The organism is Bifidobacterium sp. SO1, from assembly GCF_018555335.1.
In the GTDB taxonomy this organism is placed as follows: Bacteria; Actinomycetota; Actinomycetes; order Actinomycetales; family Bifidobacteriaceae; genus Bifidobacterium; species Bifidobacterium simiiventris.
The window spans coordinates 1-18,408 of the sequence record NZ_JAFEJR010000021.1; the positions used below are offsets into that span (position 1 = coordinate 1).

Here is an 18,408-nt window from a genome sequence, read left to right on the forward strand (position 1 = left end):
CGGCCGGTCGAGCGGCTGACGGCTTACAGGATGCCCTGGGCGACCATCGCGTTGGCGACCTTGACGAAGCCGGCGGCGTTCGCGCCGAGCATCAGGTCACCCTCGTGGCCGTACTCCTTCGCGGCCTTGAGCGACTCGGCCACGATGGTCTCCATGATGTTCTTGAGCTTAGCGTCGACCTCCTCGAAGGTCCAGCTCAGACGGTAGCTGTTCTGGCTCATCTCGAGGCCGGAGACGGCCACACCGCCCGCGTTCGCGGCCTTGGCCGGGCCGTACAGCAGACCGGCGTTCTGGTACACGGCGATGGCCTCCGGAGTGGACGGCATGTTCGCGCCCTCGCACACGACCTTGCAGCCGCCGGCCACGAGCGCCTTCGCGGACTCCTCGTTGATCTCGTTCTGCGTGGCGCACGGCAGCGCGATGTCGCACGGCACGGTCCACACGCCCGAGCAGCCCTCGTGGTACTCGGCGGACGGCACGCGCTCGGCGTACTCCTTGATGCGGCCGCGCTCGACCTCCTTGATCTGCTTGACGACGGCCACGTCGATGCCGTTCGGGTCATACACGTAGCCGTTGGAGTCGGACACGGTGACGACCTTCGCACCCAGCTGCTCGGCCTTCTGCGCGGCGTAGATCGCCACGTTGCCGGAGCCGGAGATTACGACCGTCTTGCCTTCGAACGAATCGCCACGCAGCACGCGCAGCGCCTCGGCGGTGTAGTAGCACACGCCGTAACCGGTCGCCTCGGTACGGGCGAGCGAGCCGCCGAACTCGAGGCCCTTGCCGGTGAGCACGCCGGAGTATTCGTCGCGGATGCGCTTGTACTGTCCGAACAGGTAGCCGATCTCGCGGCCGCCCACGTTGATGTCGCCGGCCGGAACGTCGGTGAACTGGCCGATGTGACGACACAGTTCGGTCATGAACGCCTGGCAGAAGCGCATGACCTCGGCGTCGGACTTGCCCTTCGGATCGAAGTCGGAGCCGCCCTTGCCGCCGCCCATCGGCAGCGTGGTCAGCGAATTCTTGAGGATCTGCTCGAAGCCGAGGAACTTGATGACGCCCTCGTTCACGGTCGGGTGGAAGCGCAGGCCGCCCTTGTACGGGCCGATCGCGGAGTTGAACTGCACACGGTAGCCGCGGTTGACCTGCACCTTGCCCTCGTCGTCGGTCCACGCGACGCGGAATTTGACCACGCGCTCCGGCTCGACGATGCGCTCGAGCACGCCCGCCTTCTCATACTCGGGGTGCTTCTCGATCACGGGTTCGAGGGTTTCGAACACCTCGCGCACCGCCTGCAGGAACTCGGGCTGGTCGCCGTCGCGCTGCTCGACCTGGGCATAGACGCGCTTGATGTAATCGTTGGTGAACATGGATCTCCCTTGGTTCAGTCATCAGTAAGACGGCTTCATTGTATGGTTCGGCTGCGGCGTTGCACAAGGATTTTTCCAAGATTTGGCTTGCATCTCATATTGTTGTCCGTTTGCAGTATTTGCTGCAAGTAATTTCTTGATCGATAAATAAGCGATTCTCCCTTGATTTTCGGCCATTTTTTACCATTCTTTGAGTAGAATTAGAGTGAAAATTTATCTCGGGGGGGGGCTTACCTTGTAGCGTATATGCGAAGGTTCGCGTAACCTTGGCGTGCAATTACAAACGTAAGCTACTCGTGACGGACGAGTGTGGAAATGGTGGATGAGGCGTAACGATGGTCAGCAAGAAAGTGGTGTTCGATGCCGATCGGGTAGCGTACCTGATCGGATTGCCGGCCGTGCGATCGGCGACGACGAACCGGATCGAATATTCCGAGGATTTCCAGCGTGACTGCATGGAGCGGTATGCGCGCGGCGAATCCCCGGTGAAGATGTTCCGCGAGGCCGGACTCGGCCCGGAAATCATCGGATACAAGCGCATCGAGCGGTGCATCGCCCGATGGAAGGAAGTCGCGGCGAAACGTGCGGCGGAAGGCGGCGAATCGGCTGCTCAGACTCCCGCGGCAGCGTGATGCGACAGAGTTGATGCCTCCTTGCGTTAGGCTTGCGATTATTCCTATCGGAACGATTGCGGCATGACGCAGGGAGGCATTTCGATGATCGACGGATTCAAAAAGTTCATTTCCCGTGGCAATATGATCGACATGGCGGTCGGTGTCGTGATGGGCAGCGCGGTGACGTCCGTGGTCAATGCGATCGTCAACAGCCTGATCAACCCGCTCATCGCGATGATCTTCGGCAAACCGAATATGGACGGTCTGCTGGCGGTCACGTTCAACGGCGCGACCGTATCGATCGGTGCGGTGCTCGGCGCAATCCTCAACTTCTTCATCATCGCGGTCGCCGTGTATTTCTTCATCCTCGTGCCGATCAACAAGTTCCGCGACATGTCGGAAGCGCTGCTGGTCAAGGCCAAGCTCAAGGAAGCGGCCGATGCCGCGGCGGCCGCAGCATCCCAGCCCGAGCCGGAACCGACTCCCGAGGAGCAGACCGTCGCGCTGCTCAAGGAGATCCGTGACGAACTCGCCAAGCGCAACGCGTGACGATACGACGATCAGCGCTCGCCGGCGACCCAGCGGGCATCGGAATGAATATGCGGCAGCATCATCGCGATCACCAGCATCAGGCATGCGATCATCACCATCAGGATCACGTCCTCGTAGCCGCGCGTCTGCAGCATCGCGCCGGTCAGCGCGCCGAGCGCCAGCGCGCACATCACCACGGCGCGTCTGCCCAGCTTCGACTGTTCGTGACCGTGCGCCGACGTGTCCGCCACAATGCCGGTCAGCGTCATCGTCAGCACAGTCGTCGGCAGATCCGGAACGGACAGCTTGCGTGCGGTCGAATTCTGGATGCCCATGGCCGGTGCGAGCAGCACGATCAGCGTGATGATATGCAGGTCGATATGGTTCGCCGTCGGAAAATTCAGGCTCGGCTGCGTGGCCTGTGCGCTCGCTGCCGCGGACAGTGCGGATGACGTTGCGGACGCGGCCGTACCGCTGCCGATCCCGCCGATCGTCGGTTCGGGCGAGAACCGGTTGAGTAGCCAGATACCGACCAGCGCGGCGATCACGAACGCCAGCTGCACGCACGTCGAGACGAGCAGATGCTTGGCGCGGTTCGTGCCGAAACGGCGGATGATGAGTCCGCCGATCAGCGCGCCGATCATGAACGCGGCCAGCGTCAGCGCCGAAGTCCACCATACGAAGCCCTGCGCGTGCGCGAACGCGAACCCGAGGAACACGATGTTGCCGGTCACGTTCGCCACGAACACGTGGCCGAGTGCCAGATAGCTCAGCGCGTCCACCAGTCCGGCGACGAACGTGAGCACGACCAGCGCCGGACTGAGCAGCCCGTACCGGTCGTTCTTGCGCGGGATGATGGTGCGTCCTGCTTCGGCGAGGTGCAATGGCATGTGGGCTGGTTCCTTCTGATGGTGCTGTTGGTTGTTCCGTTGACCGGTGTGGAGCCCGTCCATTGTGATCTGCTGGCCGGACGACTTGGTCGCGGCATTGCGGCGCTGCGGCATTGCGGCGCTGCGACTTCGTGCTTTTCTCGTGGCCTTCTTTCGCAACCCAAAAAGCCCGGCGGTTGGGCCGGGCTTTCGGAAGAGAGAAAGGAGAAGAAGGAAGAAGGTGTTTTTCAGTTATGTTGCGCGGCCTTCCGGCCGTTGACTACATATAACCACTCGACTCATGGCATCGCGTGCGAGGACTCTGTGAGTTACGTGGGAGTTGTGCGGCGGATATGTGAACGAGCGAGCGTGCGCAGGTGCGGTCAGTTGTTTGCGGTGATGTCCAGTCCACGAAGACTGTTAATCGACCACAGCGGAAGATTGAGCAGCCATCCCTCGTCTCGGTACCCGGCCAAACTGGTCCGTACCGCCTTGCGCAGTGCGAAATGATCGACTGCAGTACGCAGACTTTTGGCGTGAAGATTCTCTTCGGCCTTGACTTCTATCGGCAGTGCGGTATCCGGATGATCCACGGCGAAATCGACTTCGGACCGGCCTCGCGGCGCACTCCAGTAATACGGCTTCAAGTCCTGAGCGACCAACTGCTGACACACGTACTGCTCCGTAAAGGCGCCCTTGAACTCGGTGAACAACGCGTCCCCATCCAAAATGGTCTTCGGATTGAGACCGGACAATGCTCCAAGCAGCCCGCAATCCACAGCGAACAGTTTGAATGCGGTCTGTTCGGCGTACGAGGACAACGGTGTACGGATCGCGGAGACGGCAGGGACTCTGATCGCCGCACCGTAATCGCACAGCCATTGGATGCTCTCTTCAAAATCTCTGGCTCGTGCGCCGTCCCGCAGGGCGCCGTATATGAACTTGCGGTTTTCCTTCGCAAGCTGGGACGGCAGGGACGACCAGACCATCCGAATACGTTCCAGCATGCGCAGCGGGGCATGTTTGGAGAAATCCGAATCGTAATCGTCGAGAATATCCCGCTGCAGTCTGCGGACCTCCGAAAAATCATGATGATCGGCGAAATCGGCGACCGCGGCCGGCATACCGCCCACCACCATGTATTCCTTAAGCCATGCGGTGAGTTTGTCCCGGAATGAGGCGTCCAGATCGCGTATGCCATCACGGTCAGCGAGCATGTCGGCCATCATGTCCTGCCCGATGGCGCGAAGATATTCGGAAAAATCCAGGGGATGCAGCGTGAGCGTATTCACCTTGCCGACAGGATACGAGTCGCCCTCGTGCCGGGTGATGCCCATGTAGGAGCCGGTGGAGATGACGTGGTATTCGGGTGCGTCTTCGCAGAAGTATTTCAGCGCGATCAGCGCTCGCGGACACTCCTGTATTTCGTCGAGAATGATGAGGGTATCCTGCGTGACCCTGACGCCGGTTTCCAGACTGATATTGCGCACGATGCGATGGACGTCGAGATCGCCGTCGAAGAAATGGCGTGCGCGTTCGTTGTTCATAAGATCGATGCGGGCCACACTGGTGTATCGGGTTTTCCCGAATTCCTGTGACAGCCAGGTTTTCCCGGTTTGACGGGCACCTCGGATGATGAGTGGCTTGCGGTTGCGCGAGGTTTTCCACGTGTCGAGCTGATGTAGTGCAGTGCGTTCCATGCTTTGACCTCTTTGCAAATTAAGTCGCAGAATGTGGATTGTATGCACATATTACGTACGTAAAATGTGGGAGTCAAGCAGATTTGTGCGTCTGTTGATGCCATGTGACTGATGTGTTCGGATATCGCTGGTGTTACTGATGCTTCTGTGTACAACCCAAAAAGTCCGGCGGGCTCGTTCTGAGGAACGGAACTGGCCGTAAGCCCGGGTAGACGCCGGTTCCTGGACGTGAAACACGAAACCCCGGAACCTTGCGATTCCGGGGTTTCGTGTTGTGTTGTGGAGCATGCCGGGTTCGAACCGGCGACCCTCTGCTTGCAAAGCAGATGCGCTACCAGCTGCGCCAATGCCCCAAATCTGGGTAGTTAGAAAAAAAGAGCGGCACACTGGCCGCTTCATTTTTCCTGTGGGCCCGGGAGGACTTGAACCTCCGACCTCATCCTTATCAGGGATGCGCTCTAACCACCTGAGCTACGGGCCCGATCCATACGCTTCAAAAGCGCACAATCGACTAGAATACCAGAGTCCATCCGAACGTCAAGTCAAAACGTGTCGTCGGCGTGTCGCATAGAATGACGCCGCTGCGTACAGTCCATGATCATCCGATAGACTGGTGTCGAACAAGGCCTCCGCCGGGACTGAAAGCCGCAACGCGAGAAACGGGCATGACGTGGTGTCCCCGTGCGGCTTCGATACGTCGGACGGCGGAAAGGAACGTCATGCAGTACTCCGTCGAAGGGGAATCCAAGAACTTCGAACTGATCCCGCAACCGCGGAACATCTCGATCGAACCGGACGCGTATGTGCTGCTGCCGTACGTCGACCGGATCGTTGAGACCGAGAACGCCGGCGATACCGGGTGCGTACTCGCCAACCAGATCGTCGACGACATCGAAGCGGCGACCGGACTGCGATGGGACGTGGCGAACAGCGATCGTTGGCAATCGTTCATCACACTGTCGATCGCCAACAGCGTTGCCGCAGACGATATCGCCGATGATGCCGCCGCCAAACAGACGATCGCCGATACGATCCTTGACGAGACCGGCAGCGATGATGATCATCAACGGAATCGATCTTCCGAACCGGCGGACATTCCAACAGTCGAACAATTCTCTCCCGCGTCAACATCCCCGCTCGCCCCGACCGCATACCGACTTACGATCTCACCGGATGGCATCACGGTCGTCGGCGGCAGCGCGGCAGGCCTGCGCGACGGCGTGCAGACGCTGCGCCAGATCATCCGCCAATGCGCACCGACCTTACCGGTGATTACGATCGCAGACCAGCCAGCGTATGCAGTACGCGGCTACTATCTCGACGCGACGCGCGGCCGCGTCCCTACGCTCGACTGGCTGAAAACGTGGGCAGACAAACTCTGCCTCTACAAATACAACCAACTTCAGCTCTACATCGAGCACACGTTCGCATTCGACGGCCTGAGCGAAACCTGGCGCGGCGCCAGCCCGCTCAAGCCCGCCGACATCATCGCCTTCGACGACTACTGCGCCGCCCGCGGCATCGAACTTGTCCCCTCCGTCTCCACCTTCGGCCACCACTACACCGCCCTGCGCACGCACGAACTGCGCCGGCTCGGCGAATTCCCCGACCAGGCCGACCGCCCGTTCAGCCTCATCGAACGCTTGGAACACCACACGCTCAACATCACCGAACCGGACGCGCTCATGTTCTCGTTCACGCTCATCGACGACTATCTCGGCCTGTTCCGCACCCGCAAATTCAACATCTGCGGCGACGAGACCTTCGACCTCGGCAAAGGCCTCTCCAAGCCGGAGGCCGACCGTCGCGGCGTCGCGGCCATGTACGCCGACTACGTGACGCGACTGTGCCAGCACCTGTCCGAACAGGGCCGCGAACCGCTGTTCTGGGGCGACATCGCGATCGAACATCCCGAAATCCTCGACCGGCTGCCGCACGACGTGACCCTGCTCAACTGGCTGTACGCGCCCGACATCGACGACGACAAAGTACGGCTCGTGGCGCAATCGGGCGCCACGCAGTACGTGTGCCCGGCCGTGTGGTGCTGGAACGCGCTGCTGCCGCGGCTCGACTGGGCGTGGAACAACATCTCGCGGCTCGCGCGATACGGCCTGCGGTACGGTGCGGCCGGTTTCCTCGTGACCGATTGGGGCGACTTCGGGCACGTCAACGATCCGCGCATGGCGATCCCCGGCATGATCTATGGCGCGCAGTGCGCGTGGGATCCCGACTGGACGGCGACTTGCGACGGTTGTGGCTGCTGCGAGTCCGGCTGTTGCGGGTCCGGCTGTTGCGGGTCCGGCAACACCGGACTTACGTTGGACGACGACGAGTACGACAGCGGCGATCTGTCATGCGACGCATGCGTCGACGATGACCGGTGCGTCGCACGGGACGCCGGCGAATCCGCACACGTCGAGCTTGACCGGCGCATCTCGATCGTCGAGTACGGCGACCGCGGCGGCACGTTCGTCGCCGCATTACGCGACGCCTCGCGGCAGGTGACGTTCAGTTGGATGAACATCGTGCGGTATGCGGAACTTGATTACGGCGACGGATCGCTGAATACCGACGTGCGCGACTCGATCTGGACCGGTTCGGATGCCGAGGCCGCGGAGCGGATTCATGCGAGCGCGACCGTGGACGAGGCTCGGCGGCACTTGCTGGCATGGCTGGTCGATACGGCGCAGGACGGGGCCGATGGCGGGATTCGCCGGACTGTCGCGGCGAACTCGGCTCTGCGGGCTGCGGAAGCGCGGATGGGTGCGGCGATGGCCGGTGCGTCCGACCACGGTGCGGCTGCCGCCGGCGCTTCCGATGAGGCCGGTTCTTGTGGACGGATAGTGCAGGCCGTGCGCATCGCGGCCGAAGGCCAGCGGTTGTTCAACGAACTCGGATGGTGCCTGGCCGTTCGCGCCGGCGTGCTTGACGGTGAGGCGAGCGGAGGCGCGGACATGCACGCATACGCGCAGACCGTCGCGCGCGGGTTGGAACGATGGTTCGAGGCGTATGCGGACGTGTGGCGCACGGTCAGTGCGGAATCGGAACTGCGGCGCATTGCCGACGTGGTCTGGCGTTGCGCCGACCTGTTACGCGCGTAACCTGGCGGTGTCTGCGTTTCGATCGGGGCCTCGCGCATCTTCCGTGCCGCTGGTAAAGTCGGTCACGCAAATCCCATGAGGAAGAGAGATGTAATGAATGGGATGCGTAACGGCATCGGAAGTACTGGCATAACTATGACCGTTCCCGTCGAACAGATGATGGAACGTATCGATCTGCCCGAAGAGGTTCGGGATGCGCTGCGCAAGCTGGAAGCCGGCGGAGAATCGCTGCCGGCCGAAGGAATGGATGCAGTCCGGGGCCTTGCCGACCCCGAGCGACGGACCGCATCATGGACCACGCTGAAATCCCTGATCGGCGACGATCCGAACGGGTGGCGCATGCTGTACTGGATGCTCTACGCAGCCGGCGAATACACGTTCCCGGAATACTGTCGCCTCGGCATCCCCGATAGCGTCTTCGACAATACGATGGCCTGCTTCACGCGGTTCATCAACGAACATCGTGTCAGCTACGGATTGTACGGCTTCGACCGCGACTTCTGGACGTACCGTCAGCTGAGCGCGCGGCTGTTCCGTCTCGGCGACCTTGAATTCGAACTGGCCTACGATGCGAAGGACGTGCAGGCTGTTGCGGGCACCCCGCACATCGTCAACATGCACATCCCATCCGACGCGCGGCTCGACCCCGACCATTGCGACATGTCGATCGCGCGCTCGCGGTCGTTCTTCGCGCGGTTCTTCCCCGATTGGGCGCGTCTGCCGTACATGTGCGAATCGTGGCTGCTCTCCCCCGCGTTGGAGCGGCTCCTGCCGGAGGACTCGCACATTCTCGCGTTCCAGCATCGGTTCGAGATTCTGGCGACGAATCCGGATGCGCAGGATTGGCGCGAATGGGTGTTCCAGCGGTCTTCGGTGCCGATCTCGGAGCTGCCGGAGAACACGTCATTGCAGCGCAACATGAAGCAGTTCCTGCTCGACGGCGGCAAAGTCGGCATCGGTATCGGCCGGTTGCGCTGATTATGGGCTGGTGCGCCCGCAGAGCGTGAGAGGCTGTCCGCGACGCTGTGACAATGGATCATATGCCCGTTCGCCGTTTTCATGCTTCGCCGCGTCCGCCCCGAACCATAGCCGTTGATGGAATGGACGTGACGGTGACGCGCAAGTCCATCAAGAACATGTATCTGCGGGTGCGGCCTGCGGACGGTGGCGTGGAGGTGTCCGCTCCGTTGCGCATGGGCGAGCGGCAGATCGTTGATTTCGTGCGTGGACGACGTGAGTGGATCGCGCGGACACAGGCTCGGTTGGGCGAGCTGCGCGAGCGACAGCAATCTGCGGGTGCGGCCGGCGCGGTGTGGACGGAGGATCTCGTGCGACAGGCGGAGACGGCTATCAGGGCGGCGCTGCCGGGATTGTTGGCGAAATGGGAGCCGGTCATCGGTCGTGCGCCTTCGCATATCTCGTTGCGCATCATGACCTCGCGGTGGGGGTCCTGCACGCCCAAAACCGGGCGAATCCGCCTGAATCTGCAATTGGGGCTTTTGGATCCGAAGTTTCTGGAATCCGTGCTCGTGCACGAGATGACGCATCTGTGGAACACGCGTGGCCACGGTCCCGAGTTTCAGCGGCGCATGGACACGTATCAGCCGGACTGGCGGCAGCTCAAGCGCGAACTCGACCGTCACCCGGTGATGCGACGGCCGTAATTCGCGAAGACCCTAACTCAACAGTACAGTCGGTATCTTATTGAGTTACGGTCGCTTCAGCATCCCGAAACTACCGTAACTCAATGGTACAGACGGGATATTGCTGAGTTACGGTCGCCTGAGATGCAAAAACGGCCGCAACCGCGTCTGATCATCGGGATCGGGACTCGGTTACGGCCGTTATCGTGCGGGATTGCTTACTTACGCAAGGTTACGCAAGGTGCGAACGCATGAACCAGTGAAACTTCTCAAGCTGCTGCACATGATCCTGGATGATGTTGGAGCTGACGAAGTCGAGCTCGTCCAGCTCTGCCACCGCGCGGCGATCCTCCGCGATGAACGCATCGTAGTATTCGATCAGCGCCTCGAGGTACGCAGTGGTGCCGGCGCGGCCTTCCGTGTCGAACGGCTTCCACGTGCGGTTGCGCACGATCGCATCCGCACGGCCGTCCGGGGTGCCGCCCAGCGTGGCGATGCGCTCGGCCGTCTCGTCGGCCTGAGCCAGCACGGATTCGACCTCCGGGTCGAGCATCTCGTGCACGGCGATGAAGTTCGGTCCGGTCACGTTCCAGTGCGCGTGCTTGAGCACCAGCGCGGCCTCCTGCTCCTGGCTGAGGCGGTTCTGCAGGATGGCGATGGCCTTTTCGGACGTGGCCTCGTCGAGTCCGGGAACAACGAATGCAAGCGTCATAGCTCGCTCCTTTCGATCAGCGGCTCCTTGTGGGAACCATGTATGTCCACTCTACGCGCCGCAATCACACGCCGTGCGCGGGCCGGCAGTGGCCTACCTCACACTGCCGGCCCGCTGCCCATTCCCTTGGCGTCGCGGGAGCGTGACCGGGAGCGCCGTACCTGTGATGGCGGTATCGCAAAACGTTGAAATATCAAGGTTTTTGCGATGGGAGCGCTGGAGTGGGGGCGCTCCCGGTCACGCTCCGCGTGATTATGCGACCGGTGCGTGATCGGGTATCGGCAATTATGGACTCGCCGTTGGCGAGACTCAGTGCTGCCCTCGCTCAACTATCGTTTCGCTCAGGCCTTGGCTACGGACAGTCCACTGGACTGTCCGCTTCACGCCTCGGCAGCCTTGCGCACCTCGAGCGTTTCGATGCGGCGTCCGTCGACCTTGGTGACGACCATGTCGTAGCCATCATCGGAATGCAGCACGTCGCCCTCCTCGCCCATCTTGCCGGTGTGCGCAAGGAAGTACCCGGCCACCGTCTCGTACGGGCCATCCTCCAGCTCGATGCCGGTCAGGTCGTCGAAGTCCTCGATCGTCATGCCGCCGTCGATCGTCGCCACGCCGTTCACGAACGCGCTGCGCCCGTTCTTCCCGGTCTTGCCCGCCTCTTCCGGCAGATCGTATTCGTCGCGGATGTCGCCCACCAGCTCCTCGGTCATGTCCTCGAGCGTGACGATGCCGTCGGTGCCGCCGTATTCGTCGATCACCACGGCCAGATGAATGCCGCGTTTGCGCAGCAGCGACAGGCTCGGCAGCAGCTTCGACGTGCCCGGCAGCGAGATCCCCTCGCGCGTCACATCGGCCACGGTCTTCGCGTTCGGATCGCGCACGTCGAGCAGGTCACGCACGTGCACGAAACCGATCACGTCGTCGAAATCCTTGCCGGTGACCGGGTAACGCGAGTACGGCATCTCGCGAACGTATGCAGCGGCATCAGCGATCGACTGCGAGCCGTCCAAAAACACGACGTCCGCGCGCGGGCGCATGACCTCGGCCACGATCGTCTCGGACGCGTCGAACACATCGTCCAGGATCGTGCGCTCGTCCTTGCTCAGCGACGTGTTCGTATTGACCAGCACGCGCAACTCGTCGTCGGAGACCTCGCTTTCCGTTTCGTTCGGATCGAAGCCGAGCAGACGGACGATGCCGTTCGTGTTCTTGCCGATCAACCAGATGATCGGACGGCATACGGTTGCAAAGATATCGATCGCGGGCACGACGGCGCGCGCGATCTGCTCGGTGCGCTGCATGGCGATGCGCTTCGGGACCATTTCCGAGATGACGATCGAGCAGTACGAGATGATGAGCGTGAGACTGATGGTGGTCAGCGGCGCGGCGATGTGCGCGGGCACGCCCCAGCTCTCGACGACGGGCACGATGTATGGGGAGATCGACGATTCGCCGAACGATGCGGACAGGAAGCCGCACAGCGTCACGCCGATCTGCACGGTGGACAGGAACGTGTTCGGGTCGCGGGCGATCTTCGCCACGCGGGCGCCGCGGGCATCCTCCTGTTCCATCTGGTCGATCTGCGAGCCGCGCAGCGAAACGAGCGCGAGTTCGGTGCCGGAGAACACGGAACCGAGCAGCAGGAAGACGAAGATCAGGAGGATGTTCATACCAAGTGACATGCCCTCCACTCTAGAGGTGTGGCACGTCAATCGGGGATGATTGATGACTGATGATGAGGTGCAATGATATGTGTCATTTCGACCGAACGCAGTGAGTGGAGAAATCTCTTGCCGTGCGATGATTCTGAAAGATTTCTCCGCTCGCTTTCGCTCGGTCGAAATGACGCGATTGATGCGAGATCAGAAGCTGAGCACCTCGACCTTGCCCGTGGTGAGCTGGTAGCGCGCGCCGACGATCATGAGCTTGTCGTGCGCGAGCGCGTCCTGAATCACCTCGGAACGCGTGACGAGCTCCTCGATCGTGTGTGCCACGTGCACGCGTTCGAAATCCTCGTGCGCATCCAGTTCGGCCTGCCGCGCCTGCCACACCGACATGCCGACCGTGCGCAGCATGATCGACTCGGCCTGCGCGATCTGCTCGTCCAAATCGTCGATCGCCGCAGCGGCCTCCAGCGAGCTGGCCGGATCGTGCGTCGTCGCCGCGATCATCTTGTCCAGTTCGCGCGCGGCCAGGTCGATCGCACCGCAACCCTCGTGGCCGAGGATCACCAGCAGGCTGACGTGCAGCTTGCTGACAGCGTATTCAAGTGACGCGATCACCGCATCGTCGAGCACCTGCCCGGCTGTGCGCACGGTGAACAGGTCACCTAGTCCGGCATCGAACACGATCTCCGGAGGCACCCGCGAATCCGAGCATGCGAGCACGGCCGCATCCGGATTCTGCCGGTCGATCAGCGACTCGCGCGTGGTCGTGTCCTGCCACGGATGCTCCGGCTTGCCTTCCGCGAACCGCCGGTTGCCGGCCAGCATACGGCTCCACGTTGAGTTCGCGGTCGACTCGCGCTGCGCGTCGTCGCCGGCGTCCGGGTTGATGTCGTCACGGTCCTGTTCGAACTGGTCTGCTGCCATGATGCTCCTCTTCGACGTGGTCCAAACGAGTCCATAGTAAGGCAAGCGCATGCCGAGCCGCGGTGTGATTATTCTCATGTGCGCTGCCAGCGCAGGGTTCGGCGCGGCGCGGACGGCCGGGATACCATAGAAGACGGTGCGCGGGAAACGCATGTCCCGAGCCGAGATTTTTCACGAAAGGAACGACGATGACCCTGCTGCAGCACGAGCTCACCGATTTCAAGGTGCAGGCCTTCCAGAACAACGAATTCCACGAGGTGACCAAGGCTGATGTGCTCGGCCACTGGTCCGTGTTCTTCTTCTACCCGGCCGACTTCACGTTCGTGTGCCCGACCGAGCTTGAGGACCTCGCCGCGAAGTACGAGGACTTCAAGAAGATCGGCTGCGAGATCTACTCCGTCTCGACCGACACACACTTCGTGCACAAGGCGTGGCACGACGCGAACGAGAAGATCGCGAAGATCCAGTACCCGATGCTGGCCGATCCGACCGCACTGCTCGCGCGCGACCTCGACACCTACAACGAGGCCGACGGCATGGCCGAGCGCGGCGACTTCATCGTGAATCCCGAAGGCAAGGTCGTGGCGTACGAGGTCATCTCCTCCAACGTCGGCCGTAATGCGGACGAGCTGCTGCGCCGCGTGCAGGCCTCGCAGTTCGTGTACGAGCACGGCGATCAGGTCTGCCCGGCCAAGTGGCAGCCGGGTGAGGACACCATCGAGCCGAGCCTCGATCTGGTCGGCCTGCTCTGATCTTGTGTGATTGATGCGGCTCTTCCTGCATGGACTCGATGCGAGTGATGCTGGCGGAGCCTCGGCTCCCTCGGCTGAGGGAGCTGTCGCGGCCGATAGGCCGTGACTGAGGGAGCGTACACGGTTACGGTCTTTGTAGCTATGGAACGTAAGGGGTGTACGCTCCCCCAGTCAGCTTCGCTGACAGCCCCCTCAGCCGAGGGGGCCAAGGCGTATTTATGACACCCCCAGTCAGCTTTTGTTGACCGCGTCCTGCAAGTAAGGACAGCCTGTCTGCTGTTTTATATTGGCTCCCTGTCGGTTCGCACATTGCCTACAAACAACTCTGCTGTTTGCTTAACGGCAATGTCCCTCAGCCGAGGGGGCCAAGTTATATGTAAGGAGCTTTTTTCATGACTGATACCAGCAATCTCTACGACGTGGTGGTGATCGGCGGCGGGCCGGCGGGCCTCACCGCGGGCCTGTACCTCGCGCGCGCTCGCTACCGCGTGCTCGTGCTTGAGAAGGACGATTTCGGCGGACAGATCACCATCACCAACGAAGTCGTGAACTACCCGGGCGTCGGCCGCACCACCGGCCGCGCGCTCACGCAGACCATGCGCCAGCAGGCCAAGGACTTCGGCGCGGAATTCCTGTCCGCGGAAGCCACCGGGCTCGACGTCGACGGCGACATCAAGACCGTGCACACCTCGCGCGGTGACCTGCGCACCTTCGGCATCGTGCTCGCCACCGGCGCATCCCCGCGCAAGCTTGGCTTCGAGGGTGAGGCCGAATACGCGGGACGCGGTGTGGCCTACTGTGCCACCTGCGACGGCGAGTTCTTCACCGGCCGCGAGGTCCTGGTCATCGGCGGCGGATTCGCGGCGGCCGAGGAATCCGTGTTCCTCACCAAGTACGCTTCCAAAGTCACCGTGCTCGTGCGCGAGCCGGACTTCACCTGCGACGCGTCCGTCGCGGCGGAGACGAAGCGCAATCCGAAGATCGAGGTGCGCTACAACACGGTGCTCGACGGCGTGACGGCCGGTCAGGGCGGCCTGCGCGAGGCGACGATCCGCAACGTTTCCACCGGCGAGAGCGAGACATGGAAACCGGCTGATGACGGCACGTTCGGCGTGTTCGTGTTCGCCGGATACGTGCCCGCGACCGATCTCGTGCGCGGGGTCGTCGAACTTGACGATCACGGATACGTGGTCACGCACGGCTATCTCGAGACGTCGGTGCCGGGCGTGTACGCGGCCGGTGATCTGCGCGTCAAGAACCTGCGTCAGGTCGTCACGGCGACCGCCGACGGTGCGATCGCGGCCGTCGAACTCGAACGGTACGCGAAGTCGATGAGCGAGAAGACTGGACTCGTGCCGCCGCGGCCGACCGCGTCCGCGTACGAACAGGCCGAAGCAAGTGCAGCCGCAAACGCGAACACCGCTGCGAACGCTGGCACCACGCCCGCCCCCGCGCCGGTCAAGCGCAGCGCGGATGCCGCCGCGGCCGCCGCACAGACCGCGAAGAAACCCGGCGAACTGTTCTCCGCCGCGATCAAGCAGCAGCTCGACGTCGTCTTCGGCCGTATGACCCGGCCGGTCACACTCGCGCTGGAATTGGACGACACCCCGCTGTCCGCGGAATTGCAAGGATTCATCGGAGAGATGGTCGCACTGTCCGGCGGCAAGCTGAACTCGGTCGTGATCGATGCGGCCGGCTTGGTCTCGGCTGTTGACGGCGAGAACGCGCCGACCGAACTGGTCGTCGGTGAGCCCGCGACGATCGCACTGCCGGACGGCACCGAACTGCCAGTCTACGGTTCGCTGGATGACAACGGTCGCGCCGAGTTCGATCCGGCCGGACTGCTGCCGGTCGCGCGTCCTGCCGTGCGGCTGTGCGTGTGGGACGAGGTCGCCGGCCGACTCACGTTCACCGGACTTGCGTTCCACGGCGTGCCGAGCGGTCACGAGTTCAACTCGTTCGTGCTGGGACTGTACAACGCCGCCGGCCCGGGCCAGCCGTTGGACGACGACCTGCGCGAGCGTGCGACGGCGGCCAGCCCGACCGACATCATGATCCTCGTGTCGCTCACCTGTACGATGTGCCCGGAGACGGTGCTCGCCTCGCAGCGCATCGCCTCGCTCAACCCGGCCGTGCGGGCGGAGGCGTACGACATCTCGCACTTCCCCGAGCTCAAGGACCAGTACGGCGCGATGAGTGTGCCGTGCATCGTCATCAATCAGGGCGGCGAGCAGAAGGTCGAGTTCGGCAAGAAGAGCGTGCCGCAGATGCTGAGCCTGATCGGGGCGTGAGTCTGAACGGCCCTGATTGGATATATGAATGTGGCCGGTTCCCGGGATTTTCTCTCAATAATCCCGGGAACCGGCCATGTGCGTTTTTCAGGCGTAATCCGCGCCATTCCGCCAATTGCGTTTGTGCGGTTGTTGCATAATGTGCGATTGCCGGTTCCCGGGATGTTGGCGCCCGATCCCGGAAACCGGGGCCACCCACTCAGCGCTGCCGCCCGGCCCGCTTCTTGACCAGCGTCACGCTCGCCAGCGCCACCACATACAGCGCCGTGATCACGGGAATCAGTGCGGCGTACCGGTGCGCCTGATCGGGCGCATGCGTGACCACGAACGACGCGAGCTGGTTACCGCTCAGCCCCGCGAACGCCCACGCGCTCAGCGTCAGGCCGTGCGTGGTCGACACGGTTTTCGTGCCGAAATGCTGGTCGAGCAGCACCGGCAGCGTGGAGAAGCCGCCGCCGTAGCCCGCATTGACAAGGAACAGCATGGCCAGCACCGCCCACAGCAGGGCGTTATCGATGCTGTTGAGCGCCACCTGCAGCACGCATACCGCGATCGACATGACGAAGATGATCTGATACACGCTTTCGCGACGCGTGAGATGGTCGGAGATCGTGGAGAAGCCGATGCGGCCGGCCGCGTTGAACACGGCGTCGACCGCGAGCACGAGTCCGATGACGCCCGCGATCGCAGCGGCCAGCTCGCTCTGGTTCAGCCCCACGTACTGCGGGAACGACTGCAGAACGTCGTGCAGGATGTCCTTCTCCTGGCTGATGAGGGCCAGACCGCAGGTGATGTTGAGATAGAATGCGATCCAGATGCCCCAGAACACGGGTTTCTTGAGAATCTCGCGGCGGCTGACGTGCGAGACGGCCGGATCGTAGACCCAGCCGGCCGGCCGGCGGATCAGCAGGAATCCGACGAACATCATCACCGCGTAGATCGCGGCGAGCACGTAGAACATGGCGACCAATCCGACCGTGCCGATCAGCCCTTCCATCACCGGACTGGCGATGGCCTTGGCCAAGCCGAATCCGGCCACCGCGATGCCGGTCGCGAGCCCCTTGTTGTCCGCGAACCACAGCATGAGGTTCTTGACCGGCGTCAGATAGCCGACGCCCAATCCGACGCCCATGATCGCGCCGTAGCAGATGAACACGCCCGGCAGGAAGTGCAGCGCGATGCTCACGCCCGTGCCGGCGAACCCGACCACGAAGCAGATCATCGACACGAGCGCGGACCGTTTGATGTTCTTCTCCACCATCGGCCCGGCGAACGCGGCGGACATGCCGAGGAAGAAGATGGCGAGCGAGAACGCCCATTCCACCGAGGACGGGCTGGCGTTGAGCTGGTCGGCGATCAGCTGCTTGAACACGCTCCAACAGTAGACGGTGCCGATCGGGATATGGATCAGCAGTGCGGGAAGGATGGCGCTGATCCAACGGTTCGTGGCGAGACGTGCCATGCGGGCTGGGTCCTTTCGTGGCTGGCGATAGTGGTGTCATATCAGCCGGTGCCGCAAGAGACTGCCTGCCGCGCACGTCGCCGCGAATGTGCTTGGCGGTCCGTGCCGCTCGCGTCGCGCGATCATCTCGCGCGGCCGGCGTGCCCTGACCGAACATCCTTGGTGTGCGTTTATCGGCGTTGCTGTCCCCTGTCGACGCCGACAATCAGCACTATACCGCCGTTCTTGTTGTACGACACGCGCCCTGCGCCGCAAGTGTGCGTGAGATAGTTCACATTGGTTGTGTGCTGAACGGCAATCGTCGCTATGTGCGAGTCTATGTCGCGATCGCGCGAACAGAGCGGCGGTGCGGTGTACGGAATGTGCATAAACGCGATGAAAAAAACGGACGCCATTGTCCTGGATAATCAGCTTCGTTGATGGTTGGGTTACCTGTCCTGATCGTATTCGCGGGCGATCGTGATCATGGTCTTGGCCATGTCGTCGTTCATGTGCTTCATGTTGGCGAATCCGGTCATGACCAGTCCGCGCTTCACGTACTTGAGCATATCCATCGTGCGTCACCTCCTCCCCTGCTTGGCTGACATCCAGCATAGCGTATCTCATCGTTGAGATAATTGCGGTCGGGTTACGGGACGATGACGGTTGACTGACATATGGCTGGATATGGCAAAGCCTCCGCGGGGTTGGGCGGAGGCTTTGCGAGGCCGTCTGAAGCAGGATGGAAACAAGAGACGGCCGGATCAGCACAACATCAGTATGGTCGTATAGG

15 protein-coding genes, 2 tRNA genes and 1 pseudogene are annotated in these 18,408 nt (G+C 62.3%); 7 read left to right on the forward strand and 11 right to left on the reverse strand.

Annotated features, from left to right (window positions below; all coding sequences use genetic code 11):
* Window positions 1-23: 23 nt before the first annotated feature.
* Both gdhA and JS541_RS12730 read right to left on the reverse strand, forming a co-directional pair.
* The gene (gene gdhA / locus JS541_RS12725) at window positions 24-1,370 is read right to left on the reverse strand and encodes an NADP-specific glutamate dehydrogenase (protein ID WP_214374861.1); all 1,347 of its coding nucleotides are present in this window, start codon (window positions 1,368-1,370) and stop codon (window positions 24-26) included.
* 21 nt (window positions 1,371-1,391) lie between these two features.
* The gene (locus JS541_RS12730; RefSeq protein WP_214374862.1) at window positions 1,392-1,547 is read right to left on the reverse strand and encodes a hypothetical protein; all 156 of its coding nucleotides are present in this window, start codon (window positions 1,545-1,547) and stop codon (window positions 1,392-1,394) included.
* Window positions 1,548-1,705: 158 nt separating this feature from the next.
* On the opposite strand from JS541_RS12730, the pseudogene JS541_RS12735 reads away from it, so the two are divergent.
* Window positions 1,706-1,936: pseudogene (locus tag JS541_RS12735) on the forward strand (hypothetical protein); the annotation flags it as partial.
* A 150-nt stretch (window positions 1,937-2,086) separates the two neighbouring features.
* A complete protein-coding gene (gene mscL / locus JS541_RS12740) occupies window positions 2,087-2,533 on the forward strand; it encodes a large conductance mechanosensitive channel protein MscL (RefSeq protein ID WP_214374891.1) in 447 nt (148 codons plus the stop codon).
* Between the two features lie 11 nt (window positions 2,534-2,544).
* Here mscL and JS541_RS12745 read toward each other — a convergent pair whose 3' ends face one another.
* From JS541_RS12745 to JS541_RS12760, 4 genes are all read right to left on the reverse strand, one after another.
* Window positions 2,545-3,405 carry a YoaK family protein gene (locus JS541_RS12745; protein ID WP_214374864.1) on the reverse strand — a complete coding sequence of 287 codons (861 nt, stop codon included), beginning with the start codon at window positions 3,403-3,405 and terminating at the stop codon, window positions 2,545-2,547.
* Window positions 3,406-3,767: 362 nt separating this feature from the next.
* Entirely contained in the window at window positions 3,768-5,084 is a 1,317-nt protein-coding gene (locus JS541_RS12750; protein ID WP_214374865.1) for an ATP-binding protein, read from the reverse strand.
* A gap of 280 nt (window positions 5,085-5,364) precedes the next feature.
* A tRNA-Ala gene (locus tag JS541_RS12755) sits at window positions 5,365-5,437 on the reverse strand.
* A gap of 54 nt (window positions 5,438-5,491) precedes the next feature.
* Window positions 5,492-5,565: transfer RNA gene (locus JS541_RS12760), tRNA-Ile, on the reverse strand.
* Between the two features lie 238 nt (window positions 5,566-5,803).
* Between JS541_RS12760 and JS541_RS12765 the strand changes: the two genes are divergently transcribed.
* The 3 genes from JS541_RS12765 to JS541_RS12775 all read left to right on the forward strand — a co-directional run bounded on the left by JS541_RS12765 (window position 5,804) and on the right by JS541_RS12775 (window position 9,849).
* A complete protein-coding gene (locus JS541_RS12765) occupies window positions 5,804-8,185 on the forward strand; it encodes a glycoside hydrolase family 20 zincin-like fold domain-containing protein (protein ID WP_214374866.1) in 2,382 nt (793 codons plus the stop codon).
* 135 nt (window positions 8,186-8,320) lie between these two features.
* Window positions 8,321-9,163 (forward strand): acyltransferase domain-containing protein, encoded by an 843-nt coding sequence (locus JS541_RS12770; protein ID WP_214374867.1) that lies wholly within the window; start codon window positions 8,321-8,323, stop codon window positions 9,161-9,163.
* A 53-nt stretch (window positions 9,164-9,216) separates the two neighbouring features.
* Window positions 9,217-9,849 carry a SprT family zinc-dependent metalloprotease gene (locus tag JS541_RS12775; RefSeq protein ID WP_240539367.1) on the forward strand — a complete coding sequence of 211 codons (633 nt, stop codon included), beginning with the start codon at window positions 9,217-9,219 and terminating at the stop codon, window positions 9,847-9,849.
* 211 nt (window positions 9,850-10,060) lie between these two features.
* On the opposite strand, the gene JS541_RS12780 is transcribed toward JS541_RS12775, so the two are convergent.
* From JS541_RS12780 to JS541_RS12790, 3 genes are all read right to left on the reverse strand, one after another.
* Entirely contained in the window at window positions 10,061-10,540 is a 480-nt protein-coding gene (locus JS541_RS12780; RefSeq protein WP_214374869.1) for a DNA starvation/stationary phase protection protein, read from the reverse strand.
* A 380-nt stretch (window positions 10,541-10,920) separates the two neighbouring features.
* Entirely contained in the window at window positions 10,921-12,222 is a 1,302-nt protein-coding gene (locus JS541_RS12785) for a hemolysin family protein (RefSeq protein WP_214374870.1), read from the reverse strand.
* A gap of 180 nt (window positions 12,223-12,402) precedes the next feature.
* Complete coding sequence (locus JS541_RS12790) at window positions 12,403-13,032, reverse strand: carbonic anhydrase (RefSeq protein WP_214374892.1); 630 nt, start codon at window positions 13,030-13,032, stop codon at window positions 12,403-12,405.
* Between the two features lie 287 nt (window positions 13,033-13,319).
* Here JS541_RS12790 and ahpC point away from each other — a divergent pair, with 287 nt between their 5' ends.
* Together ahpC and JS541_RS12800 are read left to right on the forward strand one after the other, a co-directional pair.
* Window positions 13,320-13,883 carry an alkyl hydroperoxide reductase subunit C gene (gene ahpC / locus JS541_RS12795; protein WP_214374871.1) on the forward strand — a complete coding sequence of 188 codons (564 nt, stop codon included), beginning with the start codon at window positions 13,320-13,322 and terminating at the stop codon, window positions 13,881-13,883.
* Window positions 13,884-14,275: 392 nt separating this feature from the next.
* Window positions 14,276-16,174 (forward strand): FAD-dependent oxidoreductase, encoded by a 1,899-nt coding sequence (locus JS541_RS12800; protein WP_214374872.1) that lies wholly within the window; start codon window positions 14,276-14,278, stop codon window positions 16,172-16,174.
* 199 nt (window positions 16,175-16,373) lie between these two features.
* On the opposite strand, the gene JS541_RS12805 is transcribed toward JS541_RS12800, so the two are convergent.
* Together JS541_RS12805 and JS541_RS15030 are read right to left on the reverse strand one after the other, a co-directional pair.
* Window positions 16,374-17,636: an OFA family MFS transporter gene (locus JS541_RS12805; RefSeq protein WP_214374873.1), complete on the reverse strand. Its 1,263-nt coding sequence runs from the start codon at window positions 17,634-17,636 to the stop codon at window positions 16,374-16,376.
* Between the two features lie 428 nt (window positions 17,637-18,064).
* Window positions 18,065-18,190, reverse strand: a complete 126-nt coding sequence (locus tag JS541_RS15030; protein WP_274608031.1) for a hypothetical protein — start codon at window positions 18,188-18,190, stop codon at window positions 18,065-18,067.
* Between the last annotated feature and the right edge of the window lie 218 nt (window positions 18,191-18,408).